Consider the following 20,726-nt stretch of genomic DNA (forward strand, 5'->3'; position numbering starts at 1 on the left):
CGTTAAATCGCGTATTTAATATTGAAAGAAACGAAGTCCCTATCGGATAATTGATTAGTGGTGCCTCTTCCGCCCCAAAAGGCGCTGTAAGAGGCTGACGCAGACCATTTACTTAAGTAATCAAACGTAAATGATAGGTTTGCTGATTTTCGATCTTCGATAAACAAAAACAATGGATCAGGTGTGGTTCCATCAACATCATGGGCGAACGTCGCTCTCGCTCTTAAGTTAATTCCAGCATAAATACTGTTAAAATCAGCTACAGCCAATAAGCGATAGCCCCACGATTCTTGGTCAGAAAAAGGGTTGCTTTCCGGCCCATTAGACAGTGCTTGTAAAATACCTAAGCGAGAGTTGCCGTCTGCTGTTGGCTCAATACCGCCAGGTCTTGCAGTAGCAGGAGAGTTAAGCCTAATTAAATCGGGATCTGGAAAATCAAGCACATTAACATAGCCAACTTCACCCAAAAGAACGAAATTGTCAGCGCCAAATTTGGGTCCAAATACATGAGAAATTGTTGTTTGTAGTTGTAAAGTATCAGACAACAAAAAACCATCAATGGTTTCTCCGAAACCCGCTCCTCTATCTATGTTATTTAGCTGAGAAATACCTACTAAATCTGGGCGCTCAAAAGGCGTACCTACGGCATTACCAAGCTGCTCAGGCACACCTAACAACAGCAGTTCCACATCATCAATTTGCAAAGGCTCATCTTGACGATACGCAATTTCGCCAGCGACGGCTGTTGTTCCAACATTCGTATTAAAACTAGCACCCCACAGTTTAATGTCTTCAGGGAAGAAGAACTCTGCTTTAGTGAAAGCTTGAAGTGTATCAATATTGCGATTATCTACACCATTGGTAGCAAGAAAAGCGATATCTTGCGCTATGGCTTCCAAACTGAAATCCGATGACACACCAGAAATTAATGGCCGCGTACTGTGGTAATTAATATGATAAAAACTGAATTCTGTTGAATTCAATTCTTCTGCAAAATAGGTAAGTCTAAGACCGTATTGACCTTGATCATCTGCGTCATTTTGTATGTCGTCGCTAAATGCTCTTACGGCCACACGGGTTGGAAATGCTAAATACTGGGTAATTGCCTCTGTTGTAGACAAAGCACCGCTCGCAACATTTTGGCCAATCTCGTTAAGCGAAGAAAGCAAGAAATCTAAATCTATATCAGGATTACCTGAGAAACCTAATTGAATATTGTTTCTCTGACCGCCTTCCCCTGCAAAATCATTAGTCGCAAAGTAACTTCCAGAAACAGGAAGCCAACTTTCTTGCCATTCGTACTGATAATATCCAGAAACACTTAAATTATCAGTTAAGCCTAACGACGCAAACACCATTCCAACAGGAAGAAAGACTTCTCTTAATTCAGCGCCAGGTGCTTGAGATCGAGTTACATCTACAGGATTAGTCGTATTAATACCATGCTGTATAAAAGTACTTTCGCCCCAACTTATTACTTGCTCACCGATACGCACAGTTAACGGTTTATCGCCAACCCATAAATCAGCATAGAAGAAGGCATCTAAAAACCGTATGTCTGCGCACAATAAGTCAGCTGCGGCTGGGTCTTGGCATAAATCGGTCTGAGTCCCTGTAATTGAATTGGCACTAGGACGACTGCCGTCCTGTTGTTCAAAATCGTAAAACCAAAAACCACGGGTGAAAAAGCCAAAATCACCATATTTAATGTCTAATTCATGTGTACCTGACAACTGAGTAGAAAACGCTTCACCGGGATCGTGAGCCAAATTACCTAAGTCACCATTTGTAGAAAACGTACCATTGGATTGTGCAAAAATATCTGAGTTTGAAAACAAAATATTTGATGTAGGATTAAATCCAGTGAAATCGAATTGAGCTTGGTTACTGTTTCCTATTAAGCGATTGTCTCGGCTTTCTACGCGAATACTAGTGCCCAGTGTAAATGTGGAATCCAGAGATACACTAACGTCACCAAATTCCCAATTTGCTGCATTTACATTAGCATTTAGACCTAAAACGGTGATGATGCCTAGTGCTAGAGGGGTCTTAGCAAAACTACGTGGGTGAAATTTCATAGTTCTTCTTCTCCTGTTTCGTCCTATAAACACATGACGAAAATAAAGTAACCTTTAATTTACAAAATGATTACATCATTTTGACGTAATCGCAAGAACAAATCGTACCAGTTGTTCTCTCGATACTACATTTATTATAACTTAATGAATTTTATGAATTTATTTTGTTCATCAATTGTCAATTGGTAACGTCCTTTTAATCCCTCTCTAGTAATACACTGCCTCAATCTAGCAGTCGGTACTTGAACTCGCTCTCCGCTTTCTGCTCGAATAACCGCGTTGGGTACAGGTTGTAAATAAATTGTTTCACACTCGTGATAAGGAACATCCAAATTAAAATAAAAATGTTTAACTTTTTTGGCCATATGCTAATGCTTTACTTACTTTTTCAAATACATCTTTACTTAAATCTTTATGGTTAATTAACCGAGAAAGCTGCTTTCTCATTTCTTGCTCATGACACTGCGCTAAATTTTGAAATTGGGTGAGAGGTGTTACCATTCTCGCCGCGACTTGAGGGTTTATACCATCAAGTTTCAATAAGTAGTCTGTCAAAAACTTATATCCAGAACCATCCTTTTTGTGAAAGCCCAATTTATTATAAAAACCAAAGCTTCCAATGAGTGAACGCACTCTATTAGGGTTGTTTTTATTAAACACCGGATGCTCTTGTAACAAAGTTAACTGGCTGAGTATATCGGTTCTTTCTGCGGTAGCGTGCAGAGCAAACCACTTATCAATCACTAAACTGTCATCTTTCCATTTTGATTCAAAGTCTATCATCAACTCATCGAATAGATTCAAAGCACAACATTGAGCCGCAGATAAAGCACTTAAGGTATCAGTCATATTATCGGCATATTCATACGTCGACTTAATAATCTGTGTACTGCGCTTATCATGGGCGACAATACTGAGTATAGACTTTCTTAGCCGTCTTGCAGAAACTTGGCGATTGTTATAGCTGTACACCTGTTTATCAATTGACTCTAGCGCACCAACGAGCTTTTCATAATACGTATTAGCGAGTATGGAAATAAACTTACTTCTAGCGTTGCACAATACCTCAACGTCCACATTCAGCCTTTTTTGAATCAAACTTTCAACACTGGGTAACGACAAAAATTCCGCTGTTTCTTCTTTACAATTACCTTGTTGTAAAATAGCTGAAAATACAGAATCAAATTGCTTACTGACAGTTGATGCCCCCTGCTCTACACAACTAACTTCATAATTATATAATTCTTGAATAGCATCCCAGCGGTTAAATGAATCAGTATCATAAAGTGCAACTCTAGCGAGGCTATCTACGTCTACATCACGTTCTACAATAATTGGCGAGCTAAAATTTGCGTTAAACGTGGTAGTCACTTTATCTAATGAGGACATACCTCCAATGCGAATTACCGCCGAATCACTATTCAGTAAAAACTTATTTCGATCTAATTGAGTAGTGGATTCACAGGGTAGATCTAAAGGTAAATTTTGCCCCTTTTCGTCATAACAGCGGTAATCCAATAAAATAGGAATTGCCTGTTTAGTCGCTTGGTCCGCAGTTTTAGGGGTGTGCTGAGATAAACAAAGCGTTCGATTGTTCTCATTTAATTCCACAGTAAGCTTGGGTGTGCCACTTTGGCTATACCAGAGGCGAAAATGAGATAAATCAATGCTCGTTTCACTTTGCATTGCATCAACAAAGTCATCACAAGTCACCGCTTGGCCATCAAATCGCGCAAAATAAGTATTAATACCGGCTTTAAATGCTTTTTCACCGATAATATTCCACAACATGCGAATGACTTCAGCCCCTTTGTCGTACACAGTCACTGTATAGAAATTGTTCATTTCCATGACTTCATCTGGCCTAATGGGGTGACTCATTGCACTAGCATCTTCAGGAAACTGATGCTCTTTAATCATTTTAACCTGATCAATTCGAGTACTTAATTCCGACGTCATGTCAGCACTAAACAATTGATCTCTAAAAACAGTTAAGCCTTCTTTTAAACTCAGCTGAAACCAGTCTCTACAAGTAACCCTGTTGCCCGTCCAATTGTGAAAATACTCATGGGCTACCACAGCTTCAATGTTGAAGTAATCAGTGTCCGTCGCCGTGCGATCGTTTGCTAAAATGAACTTGCTATTGAAAACATTTAACCCCTTGTTTTCCATAGCTCCCATGTTAAAGAAATCTACCGCAACTATCATGTAAATATCTAAATCGTATTCAAGACCAAAGGTGTCTTCGTCCCACTTCATTGCACGCTTAAGCGCTTCCATGGCAAATTCAGACTTATCTAGTTGACCTTTATCTACGAAAAGCTCAAGGGCAATCTCTCTACCAGACAGGGTTGTAAAGGTGTCACGAAGAACGTCAAAGTCACCACCAACTAAGGCGAATAAGTAACAAGGCTTAGGAAACGGATCATACCAAACAACTGTACGAACACCGCCCTCAACAGTTTCAGAAACCTTATTGCCATTACTCAATAAATAAGGAAACTTTTCCGCGTCTGCATTTACAGAAACCGTAAAGGTAGCCAGTACATCAGGCCTATCTAAATAGTACGTAATGTGACGAAAGCCTTCAGCCTCACATTGAGTGCAATAAGCCCCGTTGGTTAAGTAAAGCCCTTCTAATGCCTTATTTTCTTGAGGATTAACTGTTGTTACTACCTTAAGAACAAAACTATCAGGCACATCATTGATAACCAATTGCTCTTCATTAACAGAATACCTATTGGGGGCAACACTTTGGCCGTCTAATTCTAAACGGTTCAAGGACATGCCCTTTCCATCTAACACAAGAGCAGAGGTATTTTTGCCAACACGCTTCAACCTCAACTCTGAAACAACACACGTTTCAGTGGGATGAAGCGTAATATCTAAAGAAACATCTGTAATAGTAAATTCTGGGGGGAGATAATCTAATCTGAGTTTTGATTTCATGACGTCTTGAGTTTTGGCGGAGTGATCCGAAGAATTTTAATGCCCACGTAGGCGTAAATTACTGCCATTATTGGGTTGATAAGATTGAAAAAAGTATAAACGAAATATTCGAATGGATGAACGCTAAGTACACCGTGCATGTAGGCGCCACACGTATTCCAAGGGATTAGAGGAGAAGTTAAAGTGCCGCCATCTTCAAGACTTCGAGAAAGGTTAAGTTGATCTAACCCTCTTTTTTCAAATTCTTCTTTATACATACGCCCAGGCATTACTATGGCCATGTATTGGTCTGCAGTAACGGCATTGGTGCCAATACATGTCAATATCGTTCTCGTTACCATAGCCCCAGCTGAATTAGCGCCTTTTAAAATTGTACTTACAATGCGGTTTAATAAACCGGTTCCCTCTAACACTGCACCAAAAGCCATAGCACAAATAATTAACCAAATTGTGTTTAGCATCGACGACATACCACCACGACTAAGAAGACTATTTAAGTTTTCATCGGGCGTTGAAAAGCTAACCCCATCGAAAAGCGCTGTCCAAATTACAATAAGAGCGGAAATTGCATCTTTACTGTCGTTTTCACTCAGAGAATACACAACATCAATTTGAAATAATGCTGCCCAAATTGCGCCTAAAATAGCCCCAATAAACACAGCTGGAAATGCTGGCATTTTGCGAACGGCTAAAGTAAGCAAGACAAAAAGAGGGATCAGTAGATGAACACCTAAATTAAACGATTCTGCGAGTAGAGACTGCATTTCTGCAATACGCTGAGCAGATTCCGCTCCATTTTCTGTTAACCCAATGATTAAAAATAAAATCAAAGCAATAACAAAGCTAGGTATGGTCGTCCACAGCATATATTTAATATGCTCAAACAAATTCGTGCCGGCGACAGCAGGGGCCAAATTTGTAGTTTCAGATAAGGGAGATATTTTGTCGCCAAAATACGCGCCTGAAATAACTGCACCAGCTGTAATTGCAGGCGACATATCCATGCCTGTAGACACGCCCATTAAGGCAACACCAACAGTTGCGGCTGTAGTCCATGAACTACCAATACTCATAGCGACAACGGCGCAAATTAAGCACGCTGCGGCATAGAAAAAACTGGGGTTCAACAAAGCTAGACCATAGTAAATCAAAGTAGGAACGGTGCCAGCAAGCATCCAAGTTCCAATTAGTGCCCCCACAGCTAACAAAATAAGACATGCGCCTAACGACATTGAAATACCTTTAACGATATTTTTTTCAATAGAAGCCCATGTATAGCCGTTTTTTAATCCAATGATGGCTGATATTCCTACCCCTAAAAGCAAAGCAATTTGGTTGGGGCCAAAAGAGGAATTGTCCCCAAATAAATAAACCGAGCCTCCCATCATTATGATGAGAGAAACTATGGGTATAAGCGCATCAGATAAACTAGGCGTTTTCATAAAATAATTAATTCACTAGAAAATGGAACGTAAAAACATAAATGCGATAATTAAAGGGCAGATAAATTTGACATAAACAGGCCAAATTTTCCAAAACAACGAATGTTCTGCATTTTCAAACCCTAACTTCAGTTCCTTTAAGATTTCATTCCTATGCCATAACCAACCTGTAAATAAGCATAAAAACAAACCAAGAAGTGGTTGGCTGTATTCTGTAGTAACAGTAATAACCAAACCAAAAAGCGCACCAAAATTAAAAATTATTATGGTGCTTAAAGAAAAAATAATCATCGTAACGATAATAACAGCAATCTTTCGGCTAATCTTTTTGTTTTCAACTAGATAAGCCACTGGTACTTCTAACATAGAAATTGATGAGGTTAATGCCGCTATGGTCATCAGAGCAAAGAAAATGCAAGATACAAATAATCCTGCGCCCTCAATTCGACTAAACAAATCAGGCAACACGGTGAAAATTAACTTATCTCCAGCGATAAGTGCGCCCGATTCAGAAAATATTTCTACACCACTGGCAAGCGCAACGTACATAGCAGGAATAATTAACATTCCTGCAAGCACTGCAATGCCAATATCCACTAAAGCAACTGCAGCGCCTATAGAAGGAAGGTTTTCACTTTTGGACATATATGACCCATAGATCAACATAGTACCAACACCAAGAGACATAGAAAAGAACGCCTGCCCCATGGCGCTAATCAATAAATCAGGGTTCAATATTTGTTTAAAGTCAGGAACTAAATAGGCTTTCCATCCTTCAATAGCACCAGGTAAGGTGCTGACATAAACAATTAAACCAATAATCAGCAATATTAATGTTGGCATCAATCGTACTGACCATTTTTCAATACCTGCTTTAACGCCACCAATAACAATATAGCCAGTTAAAAGCATAAAAATACCGCAAAATACTAAGTTTCTTGTGGTGCTAAAAGAGGTAATCCACTCACTTGCACTGTCAATTTGTACAAGCTTTAGGGTTGAGTCGGCAAAGAAAGAGAACATCCAGCCGCCAACAATGGCATAGAAAGAAAGGATGAGTGAAACAGTAATAATACCTGCTAAGCCAAAAAGACTAGGCCAAGGTTTTTTACTCAGACCACCAAGGGCTTCTACCATATTTGATCGCGCTGAGCGGCCAATTAGAAGCTCAGCCATTAGCACAGGGTATGCCAATACAAAAGCGAGTATTAAATAAACTAAAACAAATGCCGCACCGCCATTACCAGCAACTTGGGTGGGAAACCCCCAAATATTGCCTAATCCAACAGCAGATCCGGCAGCAGCTAAAATAAACCCTAGCCGAGACGAAAATTCACCTCTTGCAGCCATACCCTAAACCCTTTTTTTATTATTATATAGTTAGCATTTAGCCTCTGCTAAATGCGTACTTACCTGTTTCGACTAAATCAAATGTAATATTCGCAGCTTCGTCTAGAAATGGGTCTAACTCACTCAGCTCGTCTGGTAAGTCGTCCAAATTATCCACTTTTTCCATTCCCATTCTCGCCAGCCTTTCGTTTGCTCTTGCTAGCGCCTTTTCTTCGTTTTCGTTCTTTTCTTTAATGCGAACAGATTTAACCAAGGAAATCGTTTTATCGTCTTTCTCTTTGTTATAGCGCTCAATATCCTCAAAAAGATAGCCAAATTCAGGGTTCTTCAACGTCCTTGCATTATGCTTGGCGGTTATCACATCTAAGGCAGAAGACGAATCTTGGAAGGTTGTGTAATTTGCTCTATCAATCTTATCCCAAGGTAATGCATTATCTTGCTGGCTTTCTCCCCAATCTGCTGGTTCGATTGGTGAAGGTAATAAAATATCTGGTACGACACCTTTATGCTGAGTGCTACCACCATTAATTCTGTAAAACTTTGCAATGGTAAATTGAACACTACCTAAAGGGTTTTCATAAAGATCGTAAATACGACCCAATCCTCTATGGTGTTGAACCGTTCCTTTACCAAAGGTTTGTTCACCAACAATTAATGCCCGGTCGTAATCTTGTAAAGCTGCTGCAAAAATTTCTGATGCGGACGCACTGTAACGATCCACTAGTACTGTTAACGGACCATCATATTGGACAACACCGTCAGTATCTCTATTCACGCTAACTCGATTTGTATAGCGAATTTGAACCACTGGGCCTTGATCGATAAACAGTCCTGTTAGTAATGTTGCTTCACTTAAAGAACCACCACCATTACCTCTTAAATCAACAATAATGCCTTTAACATTTTCTGCTTTAAGAGATACCAGTTCTTTATTAACGTCTTGATGCAAATTATTGTAAAAACTAGGGATAGTGATCACCCCTACTTTTTCACCTTTGTAAGGTCCTGTATCCGGCACATAAACTTCAGATTTAGCGGCTCTATCTTCAAGTTTAATCTTGTCTCTTTGCATGCTCACAATAGCAATGGTTTTTGACGATGAGCTGCCTTTTTGAACTTGTAACCTTACCGAGCTGCCTTTTGGCCCTTTTATAAGTTCGACAACTTCATCAAGACGCCAACCAACTACATCAACAAATTCTTCATCGTCCTGAGCGACGCCGATAATTTTATCTTCGGGTTTTAGCTTTTCTGATTTATCAGCAGGACCACCGGGAACAATACTGCGAATAACAGTATAATCATCTTCAATTTGTAGAACGGCGCCAATACCTTCAAATTCAAGATTCATCTCCATTTGGAAGCGTTCGGCATTTCTAGGCGATAAGTAACTTGTATGTGCTTCGATGCTTCTAGCAAATGCATTCATCACAGTTTGAAAAACATCTTCGCTTTTAGTTTGCTTGATACGCTTGATGGCTCTTTCATAGCGTTTTGATAATAAGTCTTTAACTTCTTCTGCCGTTTTATCGGCAAGCGATAAATTTAACGCGTCATATTTAATTCTTTGACGCCATAATTCATCTCGCTCAGCAGCTGTTGATGGCCAGTCAGCATCGTCTCTGTCAAATAAGAATACATCGCCTTCTTTTGTAAAGTCGAAGCCTTTATCTAACAACGAAAGAGCGTATTCATAACGTTCAACGCGTTGTAGCTGACTTAAATTAAACATATCGTAGGCGACAGAAAGATCACCTTTTGTTAATGCATCATCAAATTTAGATCTGTATTTTTCAAAAGCAGTAATTTCATCTTTCAAAAATAAATTTTTACCACTGTCTAAGGCTTTAATATATTTGTCGTATATTTTTTCCGACAAGGCATCATTAAGCGTAATTTCTTTGTAATGAGAACGGGTAAAAAGAGCTGATACCCTTTTTGCAGCAGCGGCGTGTTGTGACTCTTGCGCTAAAACTGGCAGTACATGAGATTCTTCAGTAGAAGGACCTGCGTGAGAAAGGAACGACGCTGATACAATCGCACTCGTTAATGTCTTACAAAGAAATTTATTCATAAATTACCTCTTAGATGGTGCTAACCTCAAATTACTTGAGTCAACTTTCATGATCATACCGCTATCGAGCTGCACATGAACGCCATCTTTTGCTATTTCAGTTATGACTGCATTCATTGGAATCTTTCCAAGCTTAACCGTAACAAGTGTTCCAGCTTTTAAATCGCTTGATTCTAATTTTACAGGAGTAGGCTTTTTAGTACGTTTTTCTATGGGTTTAGTTCCCTTTGCAGGAACAGAAGCACGTTTTTTACGAGGTGCATTTTCTTTGCTCCCCAGCTTACTCCCTTGCTCTTTGCGTTTCTCAGCTGCTTTTTCTTTACTTTGTTTAAGCTGTTCCGCAGCATGATCAGCGTGTTCTTTTTCGATTTTATCGCCATCTACACCATTAAGATCAACACGACATACACCTTCTTTAACACAGTGTAAGTAGCGCCAACTATTCGTGTAATGCCTAAGCGAAGAACGCAACAGTGTTTTACTTAAACGCTGGTCGTCCTTAATTTGCTCGACAATATCTTGAAAAATGCCAATTTTTAAGGGTTTTGCGTTACCTTTAACTGAAAAGCAGTTAGGGAACGTTTCGGCAAGAAAGTTTATTACTTCCTTACTTGATGAAAATTTGTCAGTTGTGTCCATTTAATCCCGCACATTGTCGGATGTAATATCATTGGTATCTAAATCATCCCAAGATGATAGCTGCTGGTCAACCCAATCAAGCAAATCCGCGTCATCTATTTCACTTAATGAGCGATCTTTGTACCAATATTCCCAAATTGCCTGACTTAGCTGGTCAAATCTTGAGCTTGATTCGTCATTTGCGCACGTATCTGCCACTTTATGCAGCATCATATTCATTTGTTCAGACGCCAAAGAAGGGTCGTCATGCCAATCGTCTAAATCTTCTGGTGTGGATAAAACAGTGTGTACATCAATCAAAAAGTTCATTGAAGACTATTCACTACAATAAGAGCGATCGCTTCTAGGGCAACTTGATCTTCTTCATCAAATCGGTCGTGAATTGGACTATCAATATCCAAAACACCAATTAACTTATCATTTTTAACAAGTGGAATGACTATTTCTGAATTTGACTGTGCATCACACGCAATATGACCGTCAAATTCGTGCACGTCTTTTATCCGCTGTACGGTTCGTTCTGCAGCAGCAACACCACAAACACCTTTCCCCATAGGGATTCGGACACAAGCAGGCTGTCCTTGAAAAGGGCCCAATATAAGCTGTTCTTCCTTATACAAATAAAACCCTGCCCAATTGATGTTCTCAAGATTATTGAACAGCAAGGCACTTATATTTGCCATATTCGCTATCTGGTCTGTTTCAGTTTCTAATAGTATTTCTGCTTGCTTAATTAAAAGCGAGTAATTCGTTTTGTTTTGCATTTATATATATTCAGTTTTTACGAGAGTTATTTATATATGATATTAAAAATAATAAAAAATCAAAAAAAGCCCGTTTCGTTACCAAATTGGTTGTTTGGAAAACAAGTTAATCTCTTTTTACACGTGATTTATCATCATGACACATTAGCAAAAAGTTAAAAATTAAAATAAAATAATATTTTGTTTATTTTATCTTCAATTTTGAGCTAGTATATAATTCAGATAGTAAGTATCACTTCTCATTGGTAAAAGTTAGCGCACGGCTCAGAGATGAGCCATTCCCCTAAGCCCAGAGCCTTTTAGGTTCTGGGCATTTTTTATTTTTTAACTCTAATTAGTCCCTCTTGAGTGGTCGTTGCCACCAAAATTCCTTTTTGGTTAAAGAATTGCCCTTTGATAAACCCTCGGCCTCTTCCACTAAAGGTACTTTCACTTGTATACAAAAGCCATTCATCAAAATGAAAAGGTTGATGGAACCACATAGCATGGTCGATTGAAGCGAGGGACAAGGATTTATCAGCTGGATTTACATTATGTGGTTTTAATGATGTTGTTAACAGGTGGTAATCAGACGCATAAGCCAATGCTGCTTGGTTTAACGCCACCGAACTATTGAACACTTCATTTGCTTTTAACCACATGCCCCTTCGCGGAGTCAGCTTATCAACATGAAACTGTTCATCAGGAATAGTCCGAATATCAATCGGCCTGTGATAATCAATCGCATCTCTTAAGCTTTTCGGAATAGCATGCAAATTATCTTCGTATTTTTTTATATCGGGCTCTAAAGTGTCAGGCAAAGGAATGTCTGAAGGTGGAACCGCATGCTGATGCTCAAGTCCATTTTCTTCTATTTGAAATGACGCCGTCATATAGAAAATAGTACGCTCGTTTTGAATTGCTTTTATTCGACGGACCGAAAAACTGTTGCCGTCTCTTATGTTTTCTACATCATATACAACGGGTTTTGATACGTCTCCAGGCAATAAAAAATAACTATGAAATGAATGACAATGCCTTAGCTTATCAACAGTTTGAATTGCAGCAGTTAGTGCCTGGCCAAGCACTTGGCCACCAAACAATGCTCTAAACCCCAAATTCCAACTTTGACCTTGAAAAAGCGGACCTTCCAATTTCTGTAAACTAAACAAGTTCGTCAGTGTAATATCTTTGCCTTGGCTCATTTGTAAATCCTTATTTATTCTACAGACCAAGTATATAAAGGCCCCATAATGTCTGACGCACAAGACAACGATTTAGACATAGACTCTTTAAACTTCCAGCTTGCATTAATTGCAATCAATGCAGAACCATACATTCCTTCTTGTGCTGTTTTTTCCTTGGTCGACAATTTACACGTCACAACATCACACTTTTCTGTTTTAAGCTGTTGTAAAGAATGAATAAGTGCCTCTGCGGCTTTGCCTTTCTGAGGAGAGCGTCGACCTAAAAGAGGAATCCACACAAGTAATTGACCATTAGGCCAGCGCTTGGTGACTTCTGTAATAGTTTCCTTAACCAATTGGTATTCTTGTAATTGCTCATAGGGTGGATCAATAAGCACCGCGCCTCGTTTTAACTTCGGTGGAACTAACGCTTTTAAACCTTCAAAGGCATCTCTTTTATGACAAGAAATACGCATGTTCGATGATTTAACAAACTGCTTTAGTAGCTGATTTGCCTGAGGGTGAAGTTCAATACAATGCATTTCATCGTATTCGCGCATAAGCTCTGCTGCTACTGCGGGAGAACCAGGCAACTGATTATTATTTTTGAATTTATTTAAAATGGATAGATAGGTAGACACATCACCTGAGGATGCATTAACTGAGTTAAGTAAGTCTACGCCCTGATTACTTTCATGAGCTTCATCTAACTCGTGAGAATACACCCCTTCACCGGCATGGCTGTCGATCAATGCATAAGGTTTATCTTTTTCATTTAAGTATTGGATAACCGATACCCATGATAAATGTTTTAACACGTCTCCGTGATTGCCAACATGATAGCGGTGCTGATAACTTAACAAACAGAATTCTGCCTTAAACTGGTTTTAATTTCGCGCAAACTCTATCGACTGATAACACTCAGTGCAAATGTTTACGGGTTAGCCGTGATTTGCAATTAGCTTTGTGGGACTTGATCTTGATTCAGTCCCTTATATTTAACTTCTATTTCTACGTATTCTAGTTCGTCACTATCAAGTAACTTTTTATAGGTTTCAAATAGATTCGAACCCGCCTCAACAGACAAAGAAAATAGGTTGTCGCCCACCTTTGTTACGTTATAACGTTCTGTTTTAAAAGAATTTTGTAAATTATTTTTTTGTGTGAAAATTATATTTCCAGTGGCATAGGCTTCTGCTTGATTAAGTGTATTTATAACTCTGCTCCCCTTCACTAAAGGCGATGAATAACTTATGAATTTTTCGCCTCCTACTAAAAACGTCACCGGTGCTACAGGCAAGGATTTAATTGATGGAGGAGGATTTTCTTGATCAATTCTTTCTTCATTAAGATTACTTTTTTCAATCAAGGAATCATCTGAATGACAAGCTGAAAAAGTACTTATTATTCCAATTGCCAACATAAAACAATGGATGGTTTTTAACTCATTAAATGGAATCATTTCTTTACACACTTACCAAATATGGCGTTGAATCGCTATTTCTAATATTAACCGATCTCTTGCGGAAACAGTCAAATTTGTTTTATCTAAGGTAGAGAATCGAAGAACTTCACGTGTATTACATCGACTCAAGATAATAATAATAGTCAGTAAATGGTTCTCATAAATATTCTAATTCAAAGGAAACATGATGTTTAATCCAAAACCAACTCTTTTATCGACAGCAATTGCATTCTCGCTTGCCAGTATAGGCGCCAACGCAGCACCAACAAACTATATAAATAATAATGCTGGAGCTATCACTAAGACATCTTCTTCAAGTAGTTACGATGTTCACTTTCAAAAAGCCATGGCTGATAAGCAGACTGCATCGGGAATGAAAAGTCATTTCGACAGTAAACTCGGCAAAACAACGTTTGCTTGGGCACCAGAAGGAATGGCTAAGCCGTCCCTTTCAGGCGTTGCAGAAGAATCAAAAATGCAAGTTGCTGCCGACTTCTATTTAAACGAACTTACCGGAGTTAGTCCTGCCAAAGGGAATGCTGTAACGGCAAAATTGATGTACATGCACGACCTAGGTAAAGGCAGTCGAATTGCTAAATATCATCAAGAAATAGCAGGCGTAGAAGTATTTAATCGTGAATACAACGTAATGTTAGATGCGGAATACAGCTTAGTGGCGGGTTCAGGCTTCTTTTCACAAAACTTATTACCTCAGGGGCAAATTGCGCCTGACTTTAACTTTGGTCAAGCATCTACTGCAATTAGTACTGCAGTATCTGACATGTCTAACGGACAAGTAAATGTTCAGTTAACCCCCAGTGATGCTGCAAATGGCTACGATGTCTTCGACGCTAGTGCATCGGTTGCAAGCATGGTTTTCGATACTAAGCCCAGAGCTAAAAAGGTCTACTTTGACGATGATAATGGCTTAGTCGCCGCCTACTATGTTGAAGTATCTATTGCGGATGAAAATAGTGTAGACAGTACATTCTATTCGTATGTGATAAACGCGATAACAGGCAAAATTCTATTTAAACATGATTTAGTTGCTCATAACGATTTCACATATAGGGCTTATGCTCACGAAGACGGTTACCCAATTCAAGGTCCGAACGGTGACGTTATACCACAGCTTCAGCCTGGTAATGATCCTTCGGAAATTCTTGATGCGCCTTTAATTACATTGCCTTTTTACTCTACTTTGAGCACCCAAGATCCCTGGTTAGATGCTGATGCAACAACCACATCGGGAAACAATGCCTTTGCCTATGCCGATGTCATAGCCCCTCAAGGCTTTACTACTGGTGATATTACTGCAGAAACAACGGCGCCAAACACCTTCGACTACAGTATTAACACTGAACAACGAGCTAACAGCTTCGACAATAGAAAAGCAGCAATTGTAAACTTGTTTTACATGAGCAACTTCTTACATGATTACTACTACGACTACGGCTTTGATGAAGCATCTGGTAATGCCCAGCTATCTAACTTTGATAGAGGGGGATTAGGCGGAGATCCACTACTTTTAGAAGCGCAAGACTCCTCTGGCTTAAACAACGCTAATATGGCAACACCAGCCGATGGTGGAAGTCCAAGAATGCAACAGTTTTTATGGAATGATAAAGACGCAGTTGTGGGTACCGATTGGGGAACGACAGTAACATTACCAGCTGAAGTCGGTTTATTGGAATCCAGCCAACTAGCAAGTTTTGGTGCCTTACAATACTCTGATATCGTAGGTGAAGTCGTAAGACTTATTGATGGCGATGACGCATTGGGTTCAGTGACTGATGGATGTGAAGCGCCTACTAATGCAGCTGATTTAGTTGGCAAAATTGCAATCATCGATCGCGGAGGCTGTAACTTTACAGTAAAAGTATTTAACGCCCAACAAGCAGGAGCAGTTGCAGCACTGGTTGTTAACAATGTCGATGACGGTACACCTGCCCCTATGGGTGGAGAAGATGACGCGGTTACTATTCCAAGTATGGGACTGAACTTTGAAGAAGGTCATATCATATACAATGAAATAGATTCTGACGGCACTATTGAAGTTGAAATGTTCAGTAATTTCCCATTACGAGACTCAACCTTTGACAATGCGATTATTGCTCATGAGTTTGGCCACTATATTCAAAACCGATTAATCGGTAACGCAAGTGGTTTAACCAACTTCCAAGGGCGGGCTATGGGAGAAGGTTGGGCAGATGTTCACGCGTTACTATTTGTAACAAGCGAGGAAGATCTTCAACTAGCTGGTAATGACCAATTGCAAACTGGTTACGCTGTAGGCTCTTTCGTAGCAGACTTTTTCACCGGTATACGAAGAGCGCCTTACTCAACAAATTTAGACATCAATCCGTTGTCGTTTGAAGATATAACAACTGGCGCGGTACCAGAAGGGTTAACTGAAACAACGAATGCGTCTCCTCATGGAGCAGGTGAAGTGTGGGCTGTGACTTTATGGGATATGTATGTATCTCTAGTAAATACTCACGGATTTGATGAAGGCCGAGATAGAATGTCTAGATACATAATCGAAGGCTACAAAATGACGCCTATCTCTCCGACTTACACGGAAGCCAGAGATGCTATTTTAGCTTCCGTATTAGCAACAAACCCGGAAGATTTCGACCAATCTATTGCGGTATTCGCGCGCAGAGGTATGGGTTTAGGAGCTGTATCACCAGATAGAGACGACCCCGACCTAACGGGTGTAGTTGAATCTAATTTAACACAACTTGCATCATTTACAGGTGCCTCGGTAGAGCTTAATGCTGATTTTGATGGAGTTACGACCGGCTTCTGTACTGCTGATGGCGTACTAGATAACGGTGAAACCGGTACCTTGACGGTTACCATTAACAATAATGGTAGCGAAGCATTAGAAAACATTACAGGCCAACTTGTAGTATTAAGTGATCACGAAGTCAGCTTCGCAAATGATGGACTTGTTGAGTTTGAATCAGTTTCTGCGTTTACCTCAACAAGTGTTAGTGACATAGAAATCACTATGTTGGGTGCTGGCACTGCCGATACATTAGAAATTGAAGTGCAATTCCCAGAAATTACAGCGGGTGATGAAACAATTCAAGCCTTGCCTCTTTCGTTTACTACCCTAGTGAACTTAGACTTTGATTTAGTTGCACCTGTAAACGGCACTTCAGTAAGTGATATGGAAACCGCAGCACTATTTGAAGACTTTTCTGAGAATGTAATTGTGGGTGGCTCTATCGCAGCAGGCACATTAGGGACTGATACAGGTAATACGTCGTTTTTCAGTTCAACAAACCCAGGTGTCGACCTTGGTGCTCAAACCATGTTCTTGAACAACAATACCTTTGTTTCCGATGTTGCCTTTGAAACTAGACCTGTAGAAGTTGGTTTTGCCGGTGATTTCTCAATCGAATTCTGGCATTCTTACTTACTAGAAGACGGATTTGATGGTGGTGTTGTCGAAATCAGTATTAATGGTACAGAGTGGGTTGACGTTACTGCTGTTGGTGGTGTTTTTGATGTTGGGTATAACGCAGAGTTTGGCGAAATCGAAGATCAAGCACTCAGTAATCGCGCTGTATTTACCGGACGAAATATCTCCCCAGACTTTTCCGTTGCGGGTAACCAAGAAGCCATAAGCTTTGGCGATACGCTCAACGGTAGCTTAGTTCAATTCAGATTCCGTATCGGTACTGACTCTGGATCCAGCGATCTTGGATGGTTTATTGATAACGTGACGTTCAATAATATTGCAACTCCGCTATTTTCTGAAATTGTTGCTGGAGATTCAATTCCTCTTGAAAGTTGTGATAATTCTCTTCCTAAGTTAGATATAAGCTCTGAATTGTCCATAACTGAAGGTAATTCTGGTGCGTTATCGGTAGCCGCAACCGACAGAAATGGTGATGCGTTAACCTATAGCTGGACACAAACAGCAGGTACAAGTGTTAATCTGGTAGGTGCGGACACTGAAACAGTCACATTCAATTCACCGACTATCAGTAGCGATGAAACGTTAGAGTTTGCTGTTAGTGTGAATGATGGTACGGACACTGTCAGTGCAACAGCAATAGTCAATGTTGCAAATGTAACCCCTACTCCCACTGAAACTCCATCGTCGTCTAGCGGTGGCGGAGCTATGGGCTGGTTAACTATGTTATTACTTCCTGTAGCTTTTATTCGTCGCAGGTTTAAGTAACTTTAACCATTTACATAAACGCAAAGTAAGTGCCAGTCAGACAATCTGACTGGCTTTTTTTTATTAAAAATTTGACTAAGTTTCCAATAAGACAAACCTTAATGTAAACTAATCGCATTATCTTTTATTTTTAATTTTATAGGTTTAGTCAATCGAATGCGTAAATTTAGGCTCAATAACATAGCAGTAGTCGTTGCAGCATGTAGTTCATTTACCTTATCAGCTCAAGAACAATCCCCCCTTAAGAACACTGAGAAAGACGTCGAACGTATTATCATCCAAGGCACTAAGCAAGAATTAACGCTGCAAGAAGTAGACGCTTCAATAGAGTTATTCAGCGAAGCTCGTTTAGACGCTGAGCGTATTGTCGATATCAATGATTTATTAATTCGAATTCCGAACGTTGCGGGTACAGGGAACTCATCTAATATCACTATCCGTGGAATTGGTAGGACCGGGTCTACAGGTTCTGGTCAAGGTGTAACATCAAACGTTTATGTTGACGGTTCGCCTTTATCAGGTGTTGCTTTGGGACGCGGTGTTACGTCTTTGTGGGATACACAACAAATTGAAGTATTACGTGGCTCGCAATCTAGTATTCAAGGGCGTAACGCACTCTCAGGGGCTATTGTAGTAACTACTGCAGACCCTACTTATGAACAAGACGGTAAAGTGAGAATAACTGCCGCAGAAAATAGCACATACCAAATAGCGGGTGCCTATGGCAATGCAATTATTGATGACCAACTTGCTTTTAGAGTAGCTGCCGATTATCAAAAAACCGACGGTTTTGTCGAAACAGAATTTTTCGATAGAAATATTGATTTTGAAAATCGCTTGTTGCTCCGTGCTAAATTACTTTTTGAGCCAAAAGCTATTGATGATCTAAGTATTAAATTAACAGTAGATCACAACAATATTTCGGTAGGAAACGGAAACTTTAGTGTAGCGACTTTAGCCAACGTAGGGAGCGAAGAATTTGAAGCTTTCGAGCCGTTTGATCTGGTCGACTCTGGAACCTTTCCTAGAAACCGTGTAAAGACCACACGAATTATATTAGATACGTATTATGACATATCTGATCATTGGTCAATTAAAACGACTTTTACAAATGAAGATACTCAAGTTGAAAGGCCATTCGGTTCACGAGATCCCGAAATTTTCACAGAAATTGGACTTTTCGCTAATAACGAATTCAATGAAGATGTTAGCACAGCGGAATTACGACTTACCTTTGATTACGGTAATTTTTCAGGTGTTGTAGGGGGTTACTACTTCGATGGTGACACAGAAGAGAATATTTTTAATGAAGTGTCGCTAGCCCAACAAGTAGCAATAGTTACCAGAGGTTTCGGCAGTGTATCGCCAGAAACAGCGGCGTTAATAAACACCAGTGACAACAGTACAAGTACAATTAATCGTGCATTTTTCGCCCAAGTTCGCGTTGATTTAACAAAAGACTTAACCCTTGATTTGGGCGTTCGTTATGACGACGAGAGTTTCGCAAATAGTGGTGCTAACAACGTAGCTCGGTTGATTACTCCAGAAGACTGCACGGCAACTGTGCCCGGCCAACTAGTTGGAGCCCCTATCGAATCTGTATCACTGCCCTGCTCGATACTCGTAGACAACTTTTTAGGTGCAATTCAAGAGGATGACTTAACACAAACTGTTTCGTTTAATGCTTGGCTACCTAAAGCAACCTTGACGTATAATATCAATGAAGACCACTCAGTGTTTGCTTCAGCGCAGCGAGGCTATCGTGCTGGTGGTACTGACTTAACGCTAACAGCTAGCCCCGATGGTACAGGGACGATCCAAACGGTATTTTCTTATGACCCTGAATTCTTAAACACAGTCGAAATAGGTAGTCGATCAGTTTTTGCAGATGGTGACGTAACCTTTAATGCGAATGTTTTTTACAGCCTGTATAAAGATCAGCAAGTTGCAACGCCAGGCGAAGATTTACAAAACCCCAATGATGATTTGATAATCAATGCTGCAGAATCGAGCATTTACGGCGCCGAGTTATCCCTAGAGTACTTTATTAATCAATCGTGGGATGTGTATGCAAGCTTGGGTTTACTGCAAGCCGAATTTGATGACTTCCCTTTTGCAAGTGAAGGCGAATTCACTAATCTTGCAGGAAATTCGCTCGCGAATTCCCCTGAAGTAAGTGGTTCTATAGGCGTAAATTGGGCCAACCAAGATGGTCTATTTGCCAATGTATCCGTATTTTATTCAGGATCTAGGTTTAGCTTTTTTGACAATATTGATAACAGTGATTTATTTCAATTAGCAATTGATGCTGGTGCATCAGAAGATGTAGCGAGCAGTGTTACCGAAGAAGTTGATTCATATGTGAATGTGAATGTACGTTTTGGCTATGAGCTCGACAACTTTACTGTATACGGTTATGTGACTAATTTACTTGATGAAGAAGTGGTTACTCTGAGTGATGTGAGCTCAATAGACCAAGTGTCAGGTCAATTATCATTAAACTCAAACGGCGTTACCTTTAACATATTACCACCCCGTACTTTTGGCGTTGGTATCGACTACTCGTTTTAACTAGTGCTTAACAAAAAGAGGTCAGTTAAC

Annotated in this window: 14 protein-coding genes; 2 read left to right on the plus strand and 12 right to left on the minus strand. The window is 39.9% G+C overall.

Annotated features, from left to right (window positions below; all coding sequences use genetic code 11):
- Positions 1-2: 2 nt before the first annotated feature.
- The 12 genes from J3L16_RS04945 to J3L16_RS05000 form a co-directional block, all read right to left on the minus strand.
- The gene (locus J3L16_RS04945; RefSeq protein WP_207611784.1) at positions 3-2,078 is read right to left on the minus strand and encodes a DUF1302 domain-containing protein; all 2,076 of its coding nucleotides are present in this window, start codon (positions 2,076-2,078) and stop codon (positions 3-5) included.
- Positions 2,079-2,212: 134 nt separating this feature from the next.
- Positions 2,213-2,443, minus strand: a complete 231-nt coding sequence (locus tag J3L16_RS04950) for a DUF2835 family protein (protein WP_207611785.1) — start codon at positions 2,441-2,443, stop codon at positions 2,213-2,215.
- Positions 2,427-5,027 (minus strand): aminopeptidase N, encoded by a 2,601-nt coding sequence (pepN, locus tag J3L16_RS04955; protein WP_207611786.1) that lies wholly within the window; start codon positions 5,025-5,027, stop codon positions 2,427-2,429. The genes J3L16_RS04950 and pepN overlap by 17 nt, the downstream gene beginning before the upstream one ends.
- The gene (gene nhaC, locus J3L16_RS04960; protein ID WP_207611787.1) at positions 5,024-6,469 is read right to left on the minus strand and encodes a Na+/H+ antiporter NhaC; all 1,446 of its coding nucleotides are present in this window, start codon (positions 6,467-6,469) and stop codon (positions 5,024-5,026) included. Before nhaC ends, pepN begins: the two co-directional genes overlap by 4 nt.
- 15 nt (positions 6,470-6,484) lie before the next feature.
- The gene (locus J3L16_RS04965) at positions 6,485-7,819 is read right to left on the minus strand and encodes a sodium-dependent transporter (protein ID WP_207611788.1); all 1,335 of its coding nucleotides are present in this window, start codon (positions 7,817-7,819) and stop codon (positions 6,485-6,487) included.
- Between the two features lie 37 nt (positions 7,820-7,856).
- Positions 7,857-9,893: a carboxy terminal-processing peptidase gene (prc, locus tag J3L16_RS04970; RefSeq protein ID WP_207611789.1), complete on the minus strand. Its 2,037-nt coding sequence runs from the start codon at positions 9,891-9,893 to the stop codon at positions 7,857-7,859.
- A gap of 3 nt (positions 9,894-9,896) precedes the next feature.
- On the minus strand, positions 9,897-10,532 hold the full coding sequence (proQ, locus tag J3L16_RS04975) for an RNA chaperone ProQ (protein WP_207611790.1): 636 nt from the start codon (positions 10,530-10,532) through the stop codon (positions 9,897-9,899).
- Positions 10,533-10,841, minus strand: a complete 309-nt coding sequence (locus J3L16_RS04980; RefSeq protein WP_207611791.1) for a hypothetical protein — start codon at positions 10,839-10,841, stop codon at positions 10,533-10,535.
- A complete protein-coding gene (locus tag J3L16_RS04985; protein WP_207611792.1) occupies positions 10,838-11,296 on the minus strand; it encodes a GAF domain-containing protein in 459 nt (152 codons plus the stop codon). The genes J3L16_RS04980 and J3L16_RS04985 overlap by 4 nt, the downstream gene beginning before the upstream one ends.
- A 317-nt stretch (positions 11,297-11,613) precedes the next feature.
- Positions 11,614-12,480 (minus strand): acyl-CoA thioesterase II, encoded by an 867-nt coding sequence (locus tag J3L16_RS04990; RefSeq protein ID WP_207611793.1) that lies wholly within the window; start codon positions 12,478-12,480, stop codon positions 11,614-11,616.
- 14 nt (positions 12,481-12,494) lie between these two features.
- On the minus strand, positions 12,495-13,325 hold the full coding sequence (gene rlmJ, locus J3L16_RS04995) for a 23S rRNA (adenine(2030)-N(6))-methyltransferase RlmJ (protein WP_207611794.1): 831 nt from the start codon (positions 13,323-13,325) through the stop codon (positions 12,495-12,497).
- Between the two features lie 95 nt (positions 13,326-13,420).
- The gene (locus J3L16_RS05000) at positions 13,421-13,936 is read right to left on the minus strand and encodes a hypothetical protein (protein WP_207611795.1); all 516 of its coding nucleotides are present in this window, start codon (positions 13,934-13,936) and stop codon (positions 13,421-13,423) included.
- A 178-nt stretch (positions 13,937-14,114) separates the two neighbouring features.
- On the opposite strand from J3L16_RS05000, the gene J3L16_RS05005 reads away from it, so the two are divergent.
- Complete coding sequence (locus J3L16_RS05005; protein WP_207611796.1) at positions 14,115-18,125, plus strand: rhombosortase-dependent M36 family metallopeptidase; 4,011 nt, start codon at positions 14,115-14,117, stop codon at positions 18,123-18,125.
- Between the two features lie 156 nt (positions 18,126-18,281).
- Entirely contained in the window at positions 18,282-20,696 is a 2,415-nt protein-coding gene (locus J3L16_RS05010; RefSeq protein ID WP_207611797.1) for a TonB-dependent receptor, read from the plus strand.
- The last annotated feature ends 30 nt before the right edge of the window (positions 20,697-20,726 follow it).

Origin of the sequence: Alteromonas sp. 5E99-2 (assembly GCF_017368475.1) — a bacterium.
Taxonomy (GTDB): Bacteria; Pseudomonadota; Gammaproteobacteria; order Enterobacterales; family Alteromonadaceae; genus Alteromonas_F.